At 41.3% G+C, this 17,161-nt stretch carries 15 protein-coding genes; 7 read left to right on the top strand and 8 right to left on the bottom strand.

All coding sequences use genetic code 11. The features are described from left to right. Nucleotides 1-381: 381 nt before the first annotated feature. On the bottom strand, nt 382-735 hold the full coding sequence (locus V7K45_RS18135; protein ID WP_335005754.1) for an STAS domain-containing protein: 354 nt from the start codon (nt 733-735) through the stop codon (nt 382-384). Nucleotides 736-1,209: 474 nt separating this feature from the next. On the opposite strand from V7K45_RS18135, the gene V7K45_RS18130 reads away from it, so the two are divergent. Further along, the gene (locus tag V7K45_RS18130; protein WP_335005751.1) at nt 1,210-1,839 is read left to right on the top strand and encodes a DedA family protein; all 630 of its coding nucleotides are present in this window, start codon (nt 1,210-1,212) and stop codon (nt 1,837-1,839) included. Between the two features lie 115 nt (nt 1,840-1,954). On the opposite strand, the gene V7K45_RS18125 is transcribed toward V7K45_RS18130, so the two are convergent. Then, the gene (locus V7K45_RS18125; RefSeq protein WP_335005749.1) at nt 1,955-3,157 is read right to left on the bottom strand and encodes an argininosuccinate synthase; all 1,203 of its coding nucleotides are present in this window, start codon (nt 3,155-3,157) and stop codon (nt 1,955-1,957) included. Nucleotides 3,158-3,564: 407 nt separating this feature from the next. After that, on the bottom strand, nt 3,565-4,326 hold the full coding sequence (locus V7K45_RS18120) for an Npun_F0296 family exosortase-dependent surface protein (RefSeq protein ID WP_335005747.1): 762 nt from the start codon (nt 4,324-4,326) through the stop codon (nt 3,565-3,567). 495 nt (nt 4,327-4,821) lie between these two features. Here V7K45_RS18120 and V7K45_RS18115 point away from each other — a divergent pair, with 495 nt between their 5' ends. The 4 genes from V7K45_RS18115 (at nt 4,822) to V7K45_RS18100 (ending at nt 9,960) form a co-directional block, all read left to right on the top strand. Next, nucleotides 4,822-6,075, top strand: coding sequence for an anhydro-N-acetylmuramic acid kinase (locus V7K45_RS18115; RefSeq protein WP_335005745.1), 1,254 nt, complete (start codon nt 4,822-4,824; stop codon nt 6,073-6,075). A 120-nt stretch (nt 6,076-6,195) separates the two neighbouring features. After that, entirely contained in the window at nt 6,196-6,642 is a 447-nt protein-coding gene (locus V7K45_RS18110; RefSeq protein ID WP_194046678.1) for a hypothetical protein, read from the top strand. 376 nt (nt 6,643-7,018) lie between these two features. Beyond that, nucleotides 7,019-8,032 (top strand): glycosyltransferase family 2 protein, encoded by a 1,014-nt coding sequence (locus tag V7K45_RS18105; RefSeq protein WP_335005743.1) that lies wholly within the window; start codon nt 7,019-7,021, stop codon nt 8,030-8,032. Nucleotides 8,033-8,406: 374 nt separating this feature from the next. Next, nucleotides 8,407-9,960: a serine/threonine-protein kinase gene (locus tag V7K45_RS18100; protein WP_335005741.1), complete on the top strand. Its 1,554-nt coding sequence runs from the start codon at nt 8,407-8,409 to the stop codon at nt 9,958-9,960. Between the two features lie 458 nt (nt 9,961-10,418). On the opposite strand, the gene V7K45_RS18095 is transcribed toward V7K45_RS18100, so the two are convergent. The 5 genes from V7K45_RS18095 to abc-f all read right to left on the bottom strand — a co-directional run bounded on the left by V7K45_RS18095 (nt 10,419) and on the right by abc-f (nt 15,979). Beyond that, nucleotides 10,419-10,616, bottom strand: a complete 198-nt coding sequence (locus V7K45_RS18095) for an NblA/ycf18 family protein (protein WP_041565841.1) — start codon at nt 10,614-10,616, stop codon at nt 10,419-10,421. Nucleotides 10,617-11,355: 739 nt separating this feature from the next. Further along, the gene (locus tag V7K45_RS18090; protein WP_335005738.1) at nt 11,356-12,093 is read right to left on the bottom strand and encodes a Stp1/IreP family PP2C-type Ser/Thr phosphatase; all 738 of its coding nucleotides are present in this window, start codon (nt 12,091-12,093) and stop codon (nt 11,356-11,358) included. A gap of 16 nt (nt 12,094-12,109) precedes the next feature. After that, nucleotides 12,110-13,795, bottom strand: coding sequence for an ABC1 kinase family protein (locus tag V7K45_RS18085; protein ID WP_335005791.1), 1,686 nt, complete (start codon nt 13,793-13,795; stop codon nt 12,110-12,112). Between the two features lie 150 nt (nt 13,796-13,945). Continuing rightward, nucleotides 13,946-14,269, bottom strand: a complete 324-nt coding sequence (locus V7K45_RS18080; protein WP_335005736.1) for a DUF6825 family protein — start codon at nt 14,267-14,269, stop codon at nt 13,946-13,948. 96 nt (nt 14,270-14,365) lie between these two features. Further along, nucleotides 14,366-15,979, bottom strand: a complete 1,614-nt coding sequence (abc-f, locus tag V7K45_RS18075; protein WP_335005734.1) for a ribosomal protection-like ABC-F family protein — start codon at nt 15,977-15,979, stop codon at nt 14,366-14,368. 255 nt (nt 15,980-16,234) lie between these two features. On the opposite strand from abc-f, the gene V7K45_RS18070 reads away from it, so the two are divergent. Both V7K45_RS18070 and V7K45_RS18065 read left to right on the top strand, forming a co-directional pair. Beyond that, nucleotides 16,235-16,381 carry a hypothetical protein gene (locus V7K45_RS18070; RefSeq protein WP_335005731.1) on the top strand — a complete coding sequence of 49 codons (147 nt, stop codon included), beginning with the start codon at nt 16,235-16,237 and terminating at the stop codon, nt 16,379-16,381. Between the two features lie 31 nt (nt 16,382-16,412). Then, the gene (locus tag V7K45_RS18065; protein ID WP_335005729.1) at nt 16,413-17,156 is read left to right on the top strand and encodes a Uma2 family endonuclease; all 744 of its coding nucleotides are present in this window, start codon (nt 16,413-16,415) and stop codon (nt 17,154-17,156) included. Nucleotides 17,157-17,161: the final 5 nt, after the last annotated feature.

The raw sequence follows: 17,161 nt of genomic DNA, 5'->3' as shown, positions 1-17,161 counted from the left end.
AGAAAGTAACGTAAACGCTGATATTTTAACCATTCTTACCTCCTGCTTCCTTTCTAGTTACATCCCATATAAAGCAATTAGCTTAGAGTAATTTGTACAACCCTATACTTAAAAGGCTGGGGAGTGTCACAAACAGTTGCATTTGCTTTGAGCAATTTTGGCCATTTCTGACTTTACTGCTTTAGATAGAGGAGTTCCAATAAGCAGATTCATTTATCTGTAATTTATACTGCCTAGCTCAAAGACATGAGTTTCCGGCAACACTCTTCTCTAGACAAGAAAGAAAATCAGCCTGCTAGCACCAGACTGTGATCTTAAGAGAATGTGAAAAAATGCAAATATTGCTTGACTCCGCCATCCTTCTATAGGTAGATTTATTAGTTAGTCTGCTAGCACCAGACTGTTATCTTTGATGGTGGTAAAAATATCTTGGTAAGTGTGAAAAATTTCAAACACTGTATCGAGTTGGGTAAGTTCCAAAATCAACCGTACAGGAGCTTGTACGTTACATAGAACCAAGCGGCAACCACTCTGACGTGCAGCTTTTAATCCTTTTACTAAAGGAACTAACCCAGAGCTGTCCATGAAGTTAACTTCTGCTAGGTCGATAACCCAGAGTTGATAAGCTTGAGGGACTACTCCAGCCATCTGTTCGCTCAAAGCCTTACCGCCTTCCAAATCTATGCTTCCTTGGGGTTTAAACAAAATTACTTGAAGTTCTTGTGTGAGAGCCATAAATTTAACAGGGTAATTGGGACACTTGATAAAAAATTGAAAAAGACATCAATACTTCTTCTCTTTCAACGGCGAAATAACTGTCTTACCCAGATATTTGGGCAATTGCAGTCCTACAGTTGAGGGAGATTGTTTCAGTATTCATGTCGTATAATTTGTGATAACTTTCATCAATATAGGCATAAGCGCCTAACAATTTCGGTATCAACCGTATCTTTTACAAGATTTTCACAATTTAAACAGCTAGTTATAAATTTTGTATAAAGTTTTTAATATTTTGTTAATAAATTATAAACATGTGGTAGCGATTCCAAAAATATTCAAAAATCAAAAGTTACCATAGACTATAATCTATGGATTATTCGGTATAAAACTAATGACTTAATGACTCTATGTATTAGTTTGATTGACACCCCGCCCAAAAACAAGCAAAGATATAATAAAAGTAAAAATTTGTAAAGACGGCGGTGCGGAATGTCTTTAGAGTTTATTTCACTAGAAAATATCCAGGAAGTTGCTCATAATTACGGGTATTGGGCAATTTTTTTCGGAATTTTGCTAGAAAATTTAGGCATTCCCCTTCCTGGTGAAACCGTGACCTTAGTGGGCGGGTTTTTAGCTGGCAGCGATGAACTAAATTTCTGGCTGGTTCTCGGTGACGCAATCATGGGTGCTGCCATTGGTGGCACTTGTGGCTATTGGATTGGTAGAGTTAGCGGTTGGGGTTTTCTGGTAAAAGTTGGCAGCATATTTCGGATTTCTGAAGTGCGGCTGCTGAGTATTAAAGAACAATTTAGTCAAAATGCTGCTAAAGCAGTGTTTTTTGGACGTTTTTTGGCATTATTACGAGTTTTTGCTGCACCACTAGCTGGTATAGCTGAAATGCCCTTTGGAAAATTCTTTTTATACAACTTTTTAGGAGCAGTTGCTTGGGCTAGTTTGATGGTGACATTAGCTTTTTTTGCTGGCAAAATAGTTTCTTTAGAACAATTGGTTGCTTGGGTGGGTCAATTTGCGATCGCAGCGTTACTAATCCTTGTTGCCTTAATTGTTGTGCCCCTGTGGCTGGAATCTCGCCAGGTTAAAGGTGCAGCAGAAGAGTAAGTCAAGCATAAACTAAGTAAGGAGTGAGGAGTGAAGAGTAAAGTAAAAAGTGAATTTTTTTAATTTTTACTTTTGTATTTTGCTTTTTTAACTTCTAACTCCTAACTCCTAACTCTTAACCCCTAATCTGCTTTGACCAAATGCGAGTCGGTAGTCCCCAAACGTAGATAAAGCCTTCAGCGGCTTTGTGGTCAAATTTGTCTTCGGCTCCGTAGGTTGCCAAATCGGGAGTATAGAGGGAATTATCACTCGAACGCCCAACTATCCTAGAGTTGCCCTTGAACAACTTCACTCGCACAGTTCCAGAGACTCGCTCTTGTGTCTTTTGAATAAAGGCATCGAGTGCAACTTTGAGTGGACTGTACCACAAACCGTTATAAACAATTTGGCTGTAAGTTTCTTCAATCCCACGCTTGTAATGGGTAACGTCTGCCGTTAGAGTCAAGCTTTCTAAATCCCTATGTGCTTGAATTAGCACCAACATCGCGGGTGATTCGTAGATTTCCCGCGATTTGATCCCCACCAGACGGTTTTCAATCATATCGATTCGTCCGATGCCGTGATTTCCTACCGCCTGATTGAGTTCTTCAATTAGCTCAACTGGCTTTTTGGGTATGCCGTTGAGGGTTGTGGGAATACCACCGTGGAAACCAATTTCGATGTACTCTGGCTCGTTGGGAGTGTGAGCGATCGCTTTGGTCATTTCATAAATTTCTTCTGGTGGCTCAAATGAAGGATCTTCGAGTAAACCAGCTTCAATACTACGACCAAGCAAATTCTTGTCAATACTATAGGGAGAAGATTTTTTAACTGGTGAGGGAATACCAAACTTTTCCCCATAAGCGATCGTTTCCTCACGACTCATCCCCCATTCTCTGGCTGGTGCGAGGATCTTCAGGTTGGGGTTTAAGGCAGTGACAGAGACATCAAAGCGCACCTGATCGTTGCCTTTGCCAGTGCAACCGTGAGCGATCGCATCAGCACCATATTTTTCGGCTGTTTCTACTAATACTTTGGCAATCAGTGGACGAGCAAGAGCGGTTCCTAGAGGATAACGATTTTCATAAAGGGCATTGGCTTGAATCGCTCCAAAGGCGTAATCTTTAACGAAGCTGTCTTTGACATCCGCCACTAGGGATTCACTTGCACCCGATTTCAGAGCTTTTTCTCTGATTGGCTCTAATTCATCTCCCTGACCTAAATCTGCTGCTAGGGTAATCACCTCTTCCACACCCCACTCCTGCTTGAGGTAGGGGATGCAAACAGAGGTATCCACTCCACCAGAATATGCCAGGACAACCTTTTTGGCGCGACCCATTAATTTCTCCAGTTAGGACAACAAAGAATGAGTCATTATTATATCTAAACTAATCCACGTATATTTTATTCATGCAATAACCTATGGGAGGATTTAGAAGCTAGTAGTTCGCTTTCGTAACTTGGCGGGGTAAAGGGTAAGGGGTAAGGGGGAAAGGTTTTAAATCCCAAACCCAGTCCCCTTTCCCCAGCCCTCACCTAATAATTTTGGGTTGGCAGACTACTAGGAGCCAAAATTGTAGCATTGAGCGTAGAAGAAGCCTCGATTATAAATGGTAAAAGGATTAGGGCGAGTTTAACTAAGTAAACTCACCCTGATTGGTATTTAATATTAACTAAGTCTTGAAATGCTTGTACAGGCTAAGGTTAGATTATAGAGAAAATCTTACTTAGCTCAGATTGGTATATTTAATGAGATTGTCTTACAGTTTGCAACTTTTCGTTCTTGCGCTTGCGTAGAAACATACCACCGACAGCCAGCATACCTAATGTAATACTAGGCTCAGGAACAGATTTAGGGTCAAAACCTGTAAATTTGTCAGTTCCTAGATGGAAAGAATGGTTGTCGCTTTCAAATCCACCACCACCTGTTTGGGTAATGACAATCTTGTTGAAAATATCGTTGCTACTATCTGAGTAGAAGTGAAGGTAGCCATTTCCTTCACCGCCATGCTGTGATGCACGAATTGGAGCAACTGGATTCACATCCTCAGTTGAAAATGATTTGATTAGATTATCGCCATTGTAGAAGGAAAAAACGTTACCAGAACTAATAGCTCCCCAGTCAATACCGAAATAATTGAGGGAACTTGCAAGGTTAATTGTGACTTTATCGCCGTTGAAAACTGCCAAATACTTCCCATTATTGACCTCACCATTTGCCCCAGCAGGTGCCCATACATCTGACCTTACACTGCTGGTTCCACTGTTATTCTCAAATGAGTATTTAGCAAAACCAGTGGTTGGTGCTTGACCATTATTGAAGTTAACAGTTGTCGTACCAGGAAGTTGAGTAAACTCAGAAAAAGCACCTTGGTCAGTTTCTCCATTAGGGCCTGCAATGCCAGTGGTTATTTGGAAGGAAATAGCCTGGGCAGAACCTGCATAGATAAATGAGGAGATTGCAGATAAAGATAGAGCAGCGATACAAGCAATTTTTGTAAGAGACATAATCTTGAAGTTCTGTATTTTTAATTGTTGAAAAGTTCGTTGTGCAACTTGGATTTATTATGTAGGGTCTTCTAGAAGAAACAATAGGATGAAACTACTGGATTTGTATTTATTGAAAAATTCCTAGATTTAGCCAAGAATTTGCCCGATTTTTGAACAGAAATCAGTAGTTTCACTTGCCGAAAAAGTGGATAGTATATCTGTTATTTATCTGAAGGTAAAAAAACTGTAAAGTTAGCCTGCATATATTAAGAATATGTATCTTCGGATGTTGTCCTGATTAAGGATAAATCAAGATAACAAACAAAATTGTTTTAAATTCTTTGTTTGTTGGTAAATATAAATAGATTCGTGGTCATTGCTATTGCTTTTGAGATTCTTCCTGCGCTCTATTTACTTTTTCTTCTGTAGTCAACTATGCAACCTGAGTGTTTTGACATAGTTATTAACATGAATTAAACTAAACTCTTGCAATCAACAAAAGAATCTCGATCGATGCATCCAACTGAAAAAGCTATTGTCCCTACTCGCGTTATTGGTTTAATTAGTGGCACATCCGTAGATGGCATAGACGCTGCGTTGGTAGAGATTTCCGGCACAGAATTGGATCTCAAAGTTGAGTTGCTAGCCGGGGCAACATATCCTTATCCAGCCCAACTCAGAGAAAGAATATTAGCAGTTGGTGCAGGCGCTGCCATCTCAATGGCAGAATTAGCAGAAATAGATGATGCGATCGCCCAGGTCTTTGCCCAAGCCGCCCAAAATATTCAAATTGGCCATCAGCGCGCCACTCTCATTGGTTCCCACGGTCAAACGGTTTATCATCGACCACCTAAAGGGGGAGCAGAGGAGCAGGGGAGCAGGGGGAGAGAAATGATTGCTACCCACGGGCTAAAATCTAGCTATCCGCTAACAGCACTGGGCAGTCCCTTGGGTTACAGTCTTCAACTAGGGCGAGGTGCATTAATTGCCTATCTTACGAACATTGCGACTGTGAGCAACTTCCGCGTTGCAGATATTGCTATTGGTGGTCATGGTGCGCCTCTTGTTCCCAGAGTCGATGCTTATTTACTCAGTCATCCTCAGGAGGGGCGTTGTATTCAAAATATTGGTGGTATTGGCAATGTTGCTTATATTCCGCCTCGGTATGGAGACTGGCTCTCAAAAATTCGTGGTTGGGATACTGGCCCAGGAAATAGTCTGTTGGATCTAGCGGTGGAGCATTTAAGCGGTGGTGCTAAAACTTATGATGAAGATGGCAATTGGGCGGCAAGTGGTACTCCTTGCCATCAATTAGTAGAACAATGGCTCAACCAAGATTACTTTCATCTACCGCCACCCAAATCCACTGGACGCGAATTATTTGGTGTGACTTACTTGCATCAGTGCTTAAAAGATGCTCAAGCATACCAACTCAATCCTGCTGACGTACTGGCAACTCTCACAGAACTGACAGCTGCTTCAATTTTTCATAGTTACCGCACTTTTTTGCCAGAAATGTCACAACGAGTACTATTATGTGGTGGTGGTAGTCGCAATCTTTATTTGAAACAAAGGTTACAGTTGTTGTTGGGATCGATACCAGTCTCGACGACAGATGAAGTCGGCTTGAGTGCAGATTTTAAAGAAGCGATCGCTTTCGCAGTTTTAGCCTACTGGCGACATTTGGGTATTCCTGGCAACTTACCTACAGCCACAGGTGCACCTCAAGAAGTACTTTTGGGAGAAATTCACCAAGGTCAGTCCTGAGTCAAGAACAATAAACAAGATAAAAAATTTCTTCATTCTTTTCTCGCAACTCATCACTGGCAACTTAGCACTGCTATAACTGTAGTTTTGGCGGCACTCGAACAAGACAGGGAATAAAAGGTGGCTCATACTTTTTTATTGGAACCAGGACGCTGGGCAATGGAAGGAAATTGGCTGGAACGTAATGGTATGCCAATTAGCGTCAAGGGTATGACCTTGGTCGCTTGGAATCGAGATAACTGGTTCACTATGGCCACAAAACTGATTTTCCCAGGTAGCGATCGCTCTGAAATCTCTCTGCAATATAAGGGACGGTTGCATGATGGAGAGCGTCAGTATACTTTTTTACTACAACATAATATTTTGGGGCAGGTTGAAGGCGAAGGCTGGATTGGTCTGGATACTATCGTACAGCGTTACTGGGTACTAGGCGATCGTCAGCGTCGTAGTGGCTTTGAAACCCTACACCGGATTTCGCAAGATACATATTACCTCAGTAGTGGTATCTTGGCTGGTCATTTTTTAACTAACACAATGGAAGCTAGCCTAGAGCGTCAGTCAACTTAAAGGCAGCACGCCTCACCGTTTGCTGTTCTTCTCAGCCAAAACTGCCGTTCAAAGAACTCTAGCAACGTACTGGTTTACCAACGCCTAATACCAATTCGCAATACTTCGGCTCCTTTCGACTTCGCTCAAGGCAAGTCGCTCAGTACAAGTTCACTTTTTCGCCCATTCGCAATTCAGAAACTTAGATACAGCAAGACTTTTCTGATTTACATCTGTTGCCTCATTTTAGAGAATTGGTATAATATTTCCTGCCCAACTTTAACCACTCATCGTTTATTCTTACCGACCTACTGAGTTGTATAGTAAAAAAGAAACGACCAAATTATGGTCAGGGTTTTAGCATTTTACCTAACCATGTAGTCAGGAGTTCAGTTGCGTGAATCCTAAAGTCTCTGTTATTATCCCTGCTTACAATACTGAAACTTATATTGAGAAGGCAATAGAGTCAGCCTTAAAGCAAACACTCACTGACATTGAAGTTATCATGGTCGATGATGGCTCAAGTGATAAAACTGTAGAAGTCGCTAAAAGTTTCACCGATCTACGTCTCAAAGTGATAGTTAATCAGCAAAATGTTGGAGCGGCGGCGGCACGTAATCGCGCCTTCAGAGCAGCCCAAGGAGAATGGATTGCTGTACTTGATTCAGATGATTGGTATGCTCCCGAAAGATTAGAGAAGCTTGTGTCTCTGGCAAATAAAACAAATGCAGACATGATTGCTGATGATGTTTATTTGATCGAAGACGGTACAACATCTCCTTGGAGTACATTGATTCAAGAAAGTGGAGAACGTATAGATAAAATCTTTCAAATTGATATCGTTGATTTTGTAGAAACTGATGTCTATGGTAAACCAGGGTTGCATCTTGGTTTAAGCAAGCCTCTATTCAAACGAGAATTCCTAGTTAAGCACGGCATTGAGTACGATGATGAAATCAGGATGGGTCAAGATTTTTGGCTTGATATGAAATGCTTAATTAAAGGAGCTAAATTTTTTATTGAACCAAAACCCTATTATTTCTACCGTTCCCGCCCTGGTTCTCTTGTATATCAAAGCCAATTACTACGTCTACATCAATACTGCAAAGCTACTAATTCTTTCATGCAACAAGACATTGTGAAAAAGAATCCTGCTCTAATGCGTGCTCTATCTTACAATCTTTCAGTCTATAAGAAAAATCTAGCTTATCTTCAAGTTGTAGAACCTATAAAACAAGGAAAATGGTTAACGGCATTCACAGAATTTAGGAAATATCCGGGTTTCTTTTATGATTTTATGTCCCGATTTAATAGTATTGTCGAACGTCGAATTCAATACTATGTGATGAATAATAAATCAAGTTTTGATATATATCCTAATCAACAGAAAAAGCGAAAAATTAACATTTAGGATCTTACAGTTTTATCAATAAACAATGCATCCTTACATAGTAATAATTAGCTTGAATGTGAAAAAGATTGTTAGGTAATAAGAAAATGTTTTAAAAGTATTGGGCGAATATAATTAGCTATTACACAAACAAAGCTTACCTCCGTGGACTAATGCGAATTTAAGGGTTTGTTAACCTACAAAGGCAGGTAAGGTTTAGTGTAGCCAAACTAGTGCTGTCTTCTGCCAATACAAAGCAACGTCTTGTAGAGAAGAGGAGATGCCAATAGTGATAGCGCATTAGTCAAAATTGGGCAAACTAAAACTACACCACAATTTTTGAATGCACTTGTCCTCCCAAACATTTACAACCTGCTTTTGGAGTCGAATTTTCTATGTCAGACCCCAACATTGGTCGCTTACTCAGCAAACGCTACCAACTCCAAGAGTTAATCGGTACTGGAGCAATGGGTCGGGTTTATCGTGCTAAAGATACATTGTTGGGAGGTGTACCTGTTGCGGTTAAGTTTCTGGCTCTCTCAATCCAAAATGAAAAGATGCGATTGCAAGACCGCTTTGAGCGAGAAGCCAAAACCTGTGCTTTACTAGGGCAAAAAAGTATCCATATTGTCCGAGTTATGGACTATGGCGTAGATGACAATAACACCCCGTTCTACGTTATGGAATATTTACAAGGACAAAGCCTGAACAATATTATTCGCAAGCAACGATTACCTTTACCAAGATTCCTCAGTATGGCACGTCAACTCAGCCTGGGGTTACAATGCGCCCATGATGGCATCCCGGTTGATGGCACTATTTGCCCAATTATCCATCGCGATGTTAAGCCAAGCAATATGCTGGTGATTCAAGATCCCAGTTTTGGAGAATTGGTCAAAGTTCTAGATTTTGGTATTGCTAAGTTATTACAGTCAGATGGCGACCATACAAAATTTTATTTGGGTACATTGGCTTATTCTTCTCCCGAACAGATGGAGGGTAAGGAATTAGACAACCGTGCTGATATTTATAGTTTGGGCGTCATGATGTTTGAGATGCTCACAGGCAAAATGCCACTGGTGGCACCAACTCACTCTTTTGGTGCGTGGTATAAAACACATCACTATCAAAAACCGCGTTCTTTTGCTGAGGCTGCGCCTGGATTAGAGTTACCAAAAGAAATTGAAAATTTGGTGATGAGTTGCCTAGCTAAAAGAGCATGCGATCGCCCCCAAAGTATTACTGAAATCCTCAGAGTTTTAGCATCTTTAGAAAAGCCTGAGCATTCACGCAAAAGTCAGCAAGCCAGCCATTCCCTCGTTCCTACTACTACAGCTAGCACTGACCTTGAACAAAAGACCAAAGCCGATTTGCGGGTATCCTGGTCAAACGATGAAATCACTCGTGCCATTTCCTGGCCCAAAAATAAACCAATTGCTGATATCGTCTTTCCCCAGCCCATTCATATCAATGGGGAGGTTTTACCAGCTTTGTGGGTGATGCTACCGCAAGAGGAAATTCAAAAACGCTTACTCTGTACACGCTATAACCAATTTCTGTTCATTTCTATCCCCCATCCCATGCTCCTATGGATTACTGTCATCTACAATCGCAAGCATGGCGCTAAATGGTTGCCTTATTATCTCGATCTCAAAACCAGCCTTGGTCAAGAAATTGCTCGGTTACTACAGCACACAGGTTACTATCGCCTCTTATTCTTTGCACGAGAAGCACCAAATCCCTGTACCCACATCTTACTTTCCAGCGTCGCTTCTGCCCAGCGGCAACGACTGCAAGAGTGGATCGCAATGAGCAATACGTTAATGTCCTCTGCCGACCCGCAAATTAGTAAAAGTTTGCTCAAAAACGAGTACGAAAAGATTAAGCCTCAGATTATAACAAAACTGGAAAGTATAGATACAGATTCTCCATACGATCTTTCCAGCTAGGCATAATTTCTTAATGTTACGTGTTTCATAGGTGGTCGCTCTCAGAATGTAACGTTTTATAAACAAAATATATATAAAGATGTAACTTCTAGTTATATGTATAAAGAGTGAAATCACTAGCTGCTAAAGCAGTGGTATCTAAATTATCTCTGAATCTTCCTGTGCAAATATTGCAGTGGATTGTCAATTTATGCAGGTGTGATTCCCTCACTAGACAAAACAACAAAAAGTTTGGCTAAAGCAAACAACGGATTTAGCCTGCAATGCTAAAGTTAGTCTAGACTCCATCAGATATGCCGTAGACAATGTTTACTCATTCTTAGTTAATTTCGTGAATTGAACTTTTGGGCCATCTTGTGGAATTACTTATCGAAGTTGACGCCCCGGCATCCCCAGCTCTTTTCCTCCTTGGAACCAAGCAAGAGAAGGAGGTCGCCCACTGCGACATTAGAACGACTCTATGCCATAGTGGAACCGGAATCTAAGCCCCACTGATGCTTAAGAAGCTCTTGATAAGTTGCCTCGCGCACGACCATTTGCTCATAGAGCTTGACTAAAAAATCTTTAGCTTGATCGTGGCTCATATTCTGCACTTGAGTAGCAAATGAGCAGATGCTAAATTGCTGTTCCAAGGATAGTTTCATTGGTTGATTCATAAATTACTCCGAAAAAACAACGCGTAAAGGTGATATCGCTCACAGAAGTCCAAATGGGATAATATTTGGACTCATATCTGTCCAACATTTGTTCCTCCGTATTACGAAAGATAACAATTGTTTGACAGATTGCCCACATCCAAAGAGTGGACTTTTTCTGCTCTGATATCTTGCACCTAATCCTACTGATATACCACCCAAGTTAGCTGAACCATATTCCGGAAAATAAGCCCTATTTGGTCTTAGATAGGTATAACTACCTCCCTAATTCCTTTATGCTTTGCACAAATCTTCTTTAAAGAGAATATTTGGTGCTATGCAAAACCCGTCTTAGTCTTTGTGTTTAAAAAGCCTAAGATGTTGTCTCCCTAAGCGTGGAAGAAGCTTCGGAGGACGGAAATTTTAAGGAGGTTGGGGAATTAATGGTAATAAGCGTGAATTATAATCGCTTTACCTTATTACGTGCAAGATGTCAATTTACCAATTTATACAAATTTAGCCTCTTTGGGTCATTTTAGAGGCTAAAAATATTTGTATCAAATTGTAAAAAGGAAAAATGCTCACGCTGAACAAATTACTGAGTATATTTACCAAATCTGTCCTTTGTCCTACCCTGCGGGTACTCCTTCTCCCAAGGGGAGACGCTAGCGCGAACGGAGAACTCATAGAGTAGCCGCTGGCGGGTCTATGTCCTTAGTCATTTGTTTAAAGTTACTAAGCATCGACTAATGACTAATGATTAATGACTATTTTCTTCAAGCGAGACGATGACAACTGTGATGTTATCGTGCCCTCCATGCTCTTTGGCAGCCTCAACAAGAGAGATGGCGGCTTTATCAAGCCAAGGACTATCTTGGAGGCAGTTAGCAATCTTCTGCTCGACAAGTTCTTCTGTAAGACCATCACTACATAACAGCAAGCGATCGCCAACTTTTACATCTAGTGGTTGCACATCAATTTGATGCAAGTCTTCGCGCCCCAAACAGCGCGATAATACATGGCGAAAAGGATGTAATCGTGCTTCATCTAAGGTGATGTCACCAATTTTGATAGCTCGTGCTACCCAAGTGTGGTCTTCCGTCACCTGTTCTAAGTGCGACTCGCGGAAGCGATACAGCCGTGAATCGCCAACATGAGCGCACCAAGGCGACTCTGGAGAGCGAAAAATCACTGCTACAACAGTTGTCCCCATGTCGGCGCGTTCGGGATGATTTTGCTGATCTTGCAAAATTGCTTCATTAGCAACCCACAAAGCTTGCTCTAGCAACTCTTGAGAAGATTTAGAACTTTCCCAATTGGCTACCAAATACGCCTGAATTTCTCCAGTGGCAATCCGACTTGCCTCTTCACCGCCGGCATGACCACCCATACCATCAGCAACAACGAAAAATCGTCCTTCTGGGTCCATATAGTAAGCATCCTGATTATTAGAACGAATAAGTCCCGGATCGCTAAAACCCGTGAAATTAAGTTTCATAATTTTTTTGCAACAATTAATACGTGCGATCGTAACGGTCGAGGCGTAAAAGTAATCGGATCATGATCGCTGAAAGTGCCGCTGCAATTAAACCAGGCAGCAGTGCCAACCATACATAATCCTTAACCACTAAAATAGTAGCTGAAAGCGTGAAACCGCTGATTAACAGAGCATAGCTTATTGAGAGCTGAATACTGCTCTGTCGCCGCAGCAGGCGTTCGGTTTCTATAGACCGAACGCGCAAGCGCATATCTCCCTGCTCTAGCTTCTCTAATGTATCCTCTAATCTACGTGGTAGACCAAAGGCGGTACTACTTACCTGAGCTGCTTGGCGACTTAATTCGTTAAGAAAGCTATTCCCCTCTGAACCATTCATATCGGTCATAAGTTGCATTGCATACGGTTTGGCAACTTCCATAAAGTTAAACTCTGGATCTAAGCCTTTGCCTACCCCTTCTAGGGTAGAAAAGGCTCGCATCACGAAAGTGAAAGTTGCTGGAAATCTAAATGGCTGATTATAAGCTATTTCGTAAAGGTCGTCACTGATTGCCGCGACTGATTGATTTTCAAAGGGCTTGTCCATAAAATGATCCAGCATATACTGGACGGAACGCCGCACTGGGCCCATATCGTCGGTTGGGGCGATCGCACCTAAATCGATCAGAGATTGCACAACGCGATCGCCATCTTTTTGGGCAATACCAAATAGTGTTTGCATCAATCCTTCGCGGATGTTGGACTTAATCTGCCCCATCATGCCGAAATCGTAGAATATCAAAGCACCATTCGCACTAACGGCAATATTGCCTGGGTGAGGATCGGCGTGGAAAAAGCCATTATTGAGTAATTGTAGTAAGTAGGCTTGAGCGCCTTGACGAGCGATCGCCTTTCGATCTAAACCTGCTGCTTCTAAAGCTTCGTATTGACTAATTTTAATTCCAGGGAGATATTCTAAAGTCAGCACTCTAGAAGTGGCGTAACGCCAGTATATTCTGGGGACATTCACCCAATCGTAGCCGCGAAAGTTCCGGCGAAAAGTATCGGCGTTACGACCTTCGTTAAGATAATCAATTTCTTCCCAAAGAATGCGACAACATTCTTCATAAATACCCAACCAATCTCTTCCCCGTCCCCATTTGGGATGGCTTTGAAAGTAGCGGGTAATTCCTTTGAGAATCTGTAAATCTATTTCAAATAACTTCTTTAGTCCAGGACGTTGCACCTTGACAACAACTGATTCTCCAGTATGTAGTACAGCTTTGTGTACTTGCCCTAAGCTCGCAGCAGCTAAGGGAATAGGTTCAAAATTATGGAAGAGTTCAGGAATTTTCTTGCCTAGTTCTTTCTCAACGATCGCTTCTACTTGCTCATAGCTAAATGCCGGCACTTTGTCTTGTAACTTGGCTAGTTCTTCTACATATTCACTAGGGAATATATCAGCACGGGTAGAAAACAATTGCCCAACTTTAATAAAGGTTGGTCCTAAATCCAGTAGGGTATTGCGAATCCACACTGCTTGGGTTTTGCGTCTTGTAGCTTGCTTTACATCAGTGACACCACCCGGATAACTCCAAGATTTGTTGTATAGCCAAAGTTTGAACAATAAGGTCAAGACAAAAGACCAAATGTCCACAAAACGCCGTTTGCTAGAGTATTTTTCCCGATTCCAACGGTATGCCTTCTCTGAATAACCTTGTTCCATATACTTTGTGTACCGTTGGTTTGCAACCGAATCACTTGGAAGAAAAGACACTCTGATTCCTAAACTGTTTTTCTTAAGTGTCCTTTGTCATTTGTCATTTGTGCATAATTTTTGACCAATGACCAATGACTAATGACTAATGACTAAAATTTATGCAGAAGTTCTACGATAATGTTGCAATTCTGTTCGTAACAGGGCAATTTCTGCTCGTAATTCGTCAATATCTGCTTGCAAGTCACCGGAATCAGAACTGGGTTGCCCAGTACTTGCAGTAGCTTGACCTGCATTAGCTGATTCTGCTGCCCGTGCCCGCTCTAGGACTTCTTCTGTAAACTGGCGCAGCTGCTCTCTAGCTTCTGCATCAAATTTGCCCAGATCGCTCAAAGCATCGGTCAAGGCGACCTCTAAACGCTCATTAACTACTTCTGCTACCGCTCTGCCTACGAAAAAGGCTTGCACAAGGGGATTACTCATAAATTTTTGTTACGTTGCACCGCAAGAGAATTATAACTTGCCTGTATGCTTTGCGGCTTCTGTTGTTGAGGTAGAAATTTACATGAGGCGATCGCTTTATCGATCGCATTCCAGCAACTCTCGATAATATTGCTCTGGTGTACTTGGTAAATAAGTTGTCATTTGCAAAGTTTGTTCCCTCAACTTGAAACCTTGGGTAATGTTAATCCGGCTGAGGAAATCGATATCGTGGGATATTACCCAAAGCGCTCCTTGGTAATTATTGATACCTACTACCATTTTTTCAACAGTTTCAATATCCAGGTTATTAGTTGGCTCATCGAGAATCAGTAGATCGATTTCTGAGATACTGATCATTGCGATCGCTAATCTTGCTAATTCACCTCCACTCAATACAGAAGCGCTTTTGTGAACGTCATCATATTTAAAGAGAAAGTGTCCCAACTGTTGACGCAAAAGCTGATAGCTGAGATCGGGATTGGCAGCTTGCATATTTTCCAGAATTGTGTATTGGCGATTTACCAATTCGTAGGTTTGATCGAGATATACAGCTTTCATGGCTGGTGTGAGCAAAACCTCACCTGATTCTAAAAACGCTGTTTGGTTTTCCCTTCCCAAAATTGCCTTTACCAGACTCGATTTACCAGAACCGTTTGCGCCGATAATAGCTATGCGATCGCCAGATGATATATGCAGTTGAATATTTTGAATCAATAGACGCTCTGATATCCTCAGATTTGCACCCTGGATATTGATTAAATTTCGGCGCTTGTGATTTTTTTCTTCTAGCTGAATACTGGTTACTTTGGTAGTTTTGACCTTCGTCTCTGCAACCTTTTGATTAGCCTTTGCTACTGCTGCTTCATGTTTCTTTTTCGCAGTTCCGCTAGACACCTCAGCTTTAGTTTTCATCAGTCCCGCTGCCATTCTATCAATACTACCATTGAGAAACTTGGCGCGACCGTTGCGACTAGATTGGGCTGCGCGTTGCTGTTCTTGCATCGCTGTGGCTTGAGTACGTTTGAGTTCTTTTCTGGCGGTTTCGTGCGATCGCAATGCTGCTTCTAACTCTATTTCTTTCTGTTCTCGATAGTACGAGAAATTACCGCCATATATTTTCAAGCCAACAGGTGTAAATTCCCAGGTAACTTCTGTTACTTGGTCTAAGAAAAAAGGTTTATGAGAGACAATTACATACGCACCTGTGAAATTCAAAAGAAAGTGTCTTAAGCTTTCTAATGCTTGCAAATCCATGTGATTAGTTGGCTCATCGAGCAATAACAAGTTTGGCTCTTGAGCTAAACCGATTGCTAAAAACAATTTAGTAAGTTCTCCACCACTCAAGTTAGCAATTGGTAAATACAAGTCGACTTTGGTATTGAATTGTGTTTGCAAAATATCCTCAATCTTCCACCAATCATCAGAGATAGAAATCAAAAAATCAAGTATTGTATCTACCGTAATTTCTTGTCTGATAGTACTGATTTGTGGTAAATAATAGACCATCCCATTACACCAAACTGAACCTGTACATGGGTTAATTTGACCTGCAAGTATCTTGAAAAGGGTTGATTTCCCTACCCCGTTGCGGCCGACTAAAGCAATGCGATCGCCTGCGTCGATATTCAGATGAACTCCTTGAAACAAAGTTCTATCTATGCTGAGTTTATATGCTAAATTCCCAGCTAACAATATTGATTTTTTCGGCATTCTTCTCAAACCTCAATCCGCAAAATTCCACCCGTGTTTTTCCTAAAGTTACGGGTAGATTAGACACAAAAAAACTCAGCCGTAGAGACTTGTTAAACGGTTCTATATAGATATGATTAATGACAATATTTTTAGTACATGACTATGTGAAGTAACCCTGTCAAACTAGTTGCGTTTATTCTTCGTTGACATTTGTTGCTTTAGTGCAACAGGTGTTTGGTACTACTTCATTTGTGCTATCTCATTGGAGTTGTGATGAGGTTTGATATTGACTACAGTGTAGCACTAAGGTATTTCGGAAAGGGAGGATGCGATCGCCTGTTTTTGCCAAGCGCTAATATAGCGCGGCAAGCGATAGCTATACCATCAGACCGATCGCTAACTACCACAGTGGTAAAATAAATTAATAACTACTTGATGCCCTATTCATTCTATGACCATTGCTCAAGAATTAGATTCTCAAGAAGGCATCTGCCAAGATGTTATATTTCCCCCTGGTGATTTATATAGTGACGAACCTCCCTTGGAAAGCGAACTGCATTTACGGCAAATAATCCTACTTTTAACCTGTCTGGAATGGTTATGGCGAGATAGAAATGATTTCTATGCGGCGGGAAATCTGACTATCTACTACAGTCCGCACCAACGCAAATCAGAATACTTCCGAGGGCCAGACTTTTTTGTTGTACTAGGAACTGAACGTAAAACCCGTAAAAGCTGGGTAGTCTGGGAAGAAGATGGCAAATATCCGAATGTAATTCTAGAAATTTTGTCTAACTCAACAGCTAATACTGATAAAGGTTTAAAGAAAACAATTTATCAAGACACCTTCCGCACGCCTGATTATTTTTGGTTTGACCCTTACACACAAGAATTTGCGGGATTTCATTTAGTAGATGGAGAATATCAACCTCTACAAGTGAGTGAACAAGGATATTTGTGGAGTCATCAGTTAGGTTTATATTTGGGAGTTTATGAAGGTTTATTGCGGTTTTTTACACGAGATGGGCAACTAGTACCAACACCGGAAGAAACGGCAGATCAGATACAACAACAAGCTGAACAAGCCGAACACAAAGCTGAACAAGCCGAACAAAAAGCTAAACAAGCTGAACAAAAGGCTGAACGTTTAGCAGCAAAACTGCGGGAGTTAAATATCAATCCAGATACAATTTAGACCAG

Origin of the sequence: Nostoc sp. (assembly GCF_036917375.1) — a bacterium.
GTDB lineage: Bacteria > Cyanobacteriota > Cyanobacteriia > Cyanobacteriales > Nostocaceae > Nostoc.
This window is presented reverse-complemented; position numbering and strand designations above follow the sequence as displayed.

Coding starts and splice junctions, on each gene's coding strand:
- V7K45_RS18135 (WP_335005754.1), bottom strand. CDS start 735: ATGGCTCTCACACAAGAACTTCAAGTAATTTTGTTTAAACCCCAAGGA.
- V7K45_RS18130 (WP_335005751.1), top strand. CDS start 1,210: ATGTCTTTAGAGTTTATTTCACTAGAAAATATCCAGGAAGTTGCTCAT.
- V7K45_RS18125 (WP_335005749.1), bottom strand. CDS start 3,157: ATGGGTCGCGCCAAAAAGGTTGTCCTGGCATATTCTGGTGGAGTGGAT.
- V7K45_RS18120 (WP_335005747.1), bottom strand. CDS start 4,326: ATGTCTCTTACAAAAATTGCTTGTATCGCTGCTCTATCTTTATCTGCA.
- V7K45_RS18115 (WP_335005745.1), top strand. CDS start 4,822: ATGCATCCAACTGAAAAAGCTATTGTCCCTACTCGCGTTATTGGTTTA.
- V7K45_RS18100 (WP_335005741.1), top strand. CDS start 8,407: ATGTCAGACCCCAACATTGGTCGCTTACTCAGCAAACGCTACCAACTC.
- V7K45_RS18095 (WP_041565841.1), bottom strand. CDS start 10,616: ATGAATCAACCAATGAAACTATCCTTGGAACAGCAATTTAGCATCTGC.
- V7K45_RS18090 (WP_335005738.1), bottom strand. CDS start 12,093: ATGAAACTTAATTTCACGGGTTTTAGCGATCCGGGACTTATTCGTTCT.
- V7K45_RS18085 (WP_335005791.1), bottom strand. CDS start 13,795: ATGGAACAAGGTTATTCAGAGAAGGCATACCGTTGGAATCGGGAAAAA.
- V7K45_RS18080 (WP_335005736.1), bottom strand. CDS start 14,269: ATGAGTAATCCCCTTGTGCAAGCCTTTTTCGTAGGCAGAGCGGTAGCA.
- abc-f (WP_335005734.1), bottom strand. CDS start 15,979: ATGCCGAAAAAATCAATATTGTTAGCTGGGAATTTAGCATATAAACTC.
- V7K45_RS18070 (WP_335005731.1), top strand. CDS start 16,235: ATGAGGTTTGATATTGACTACAGTGTAGCACTAAGGTATTTCGGAAAG.
- V7K45_RS18065 (WP_335005729.1), top strand. CDS start 16,413: ATGACCATTGCTCAAGAATTAGATTCTCAAGAAGGCATCTGCCAAGAT.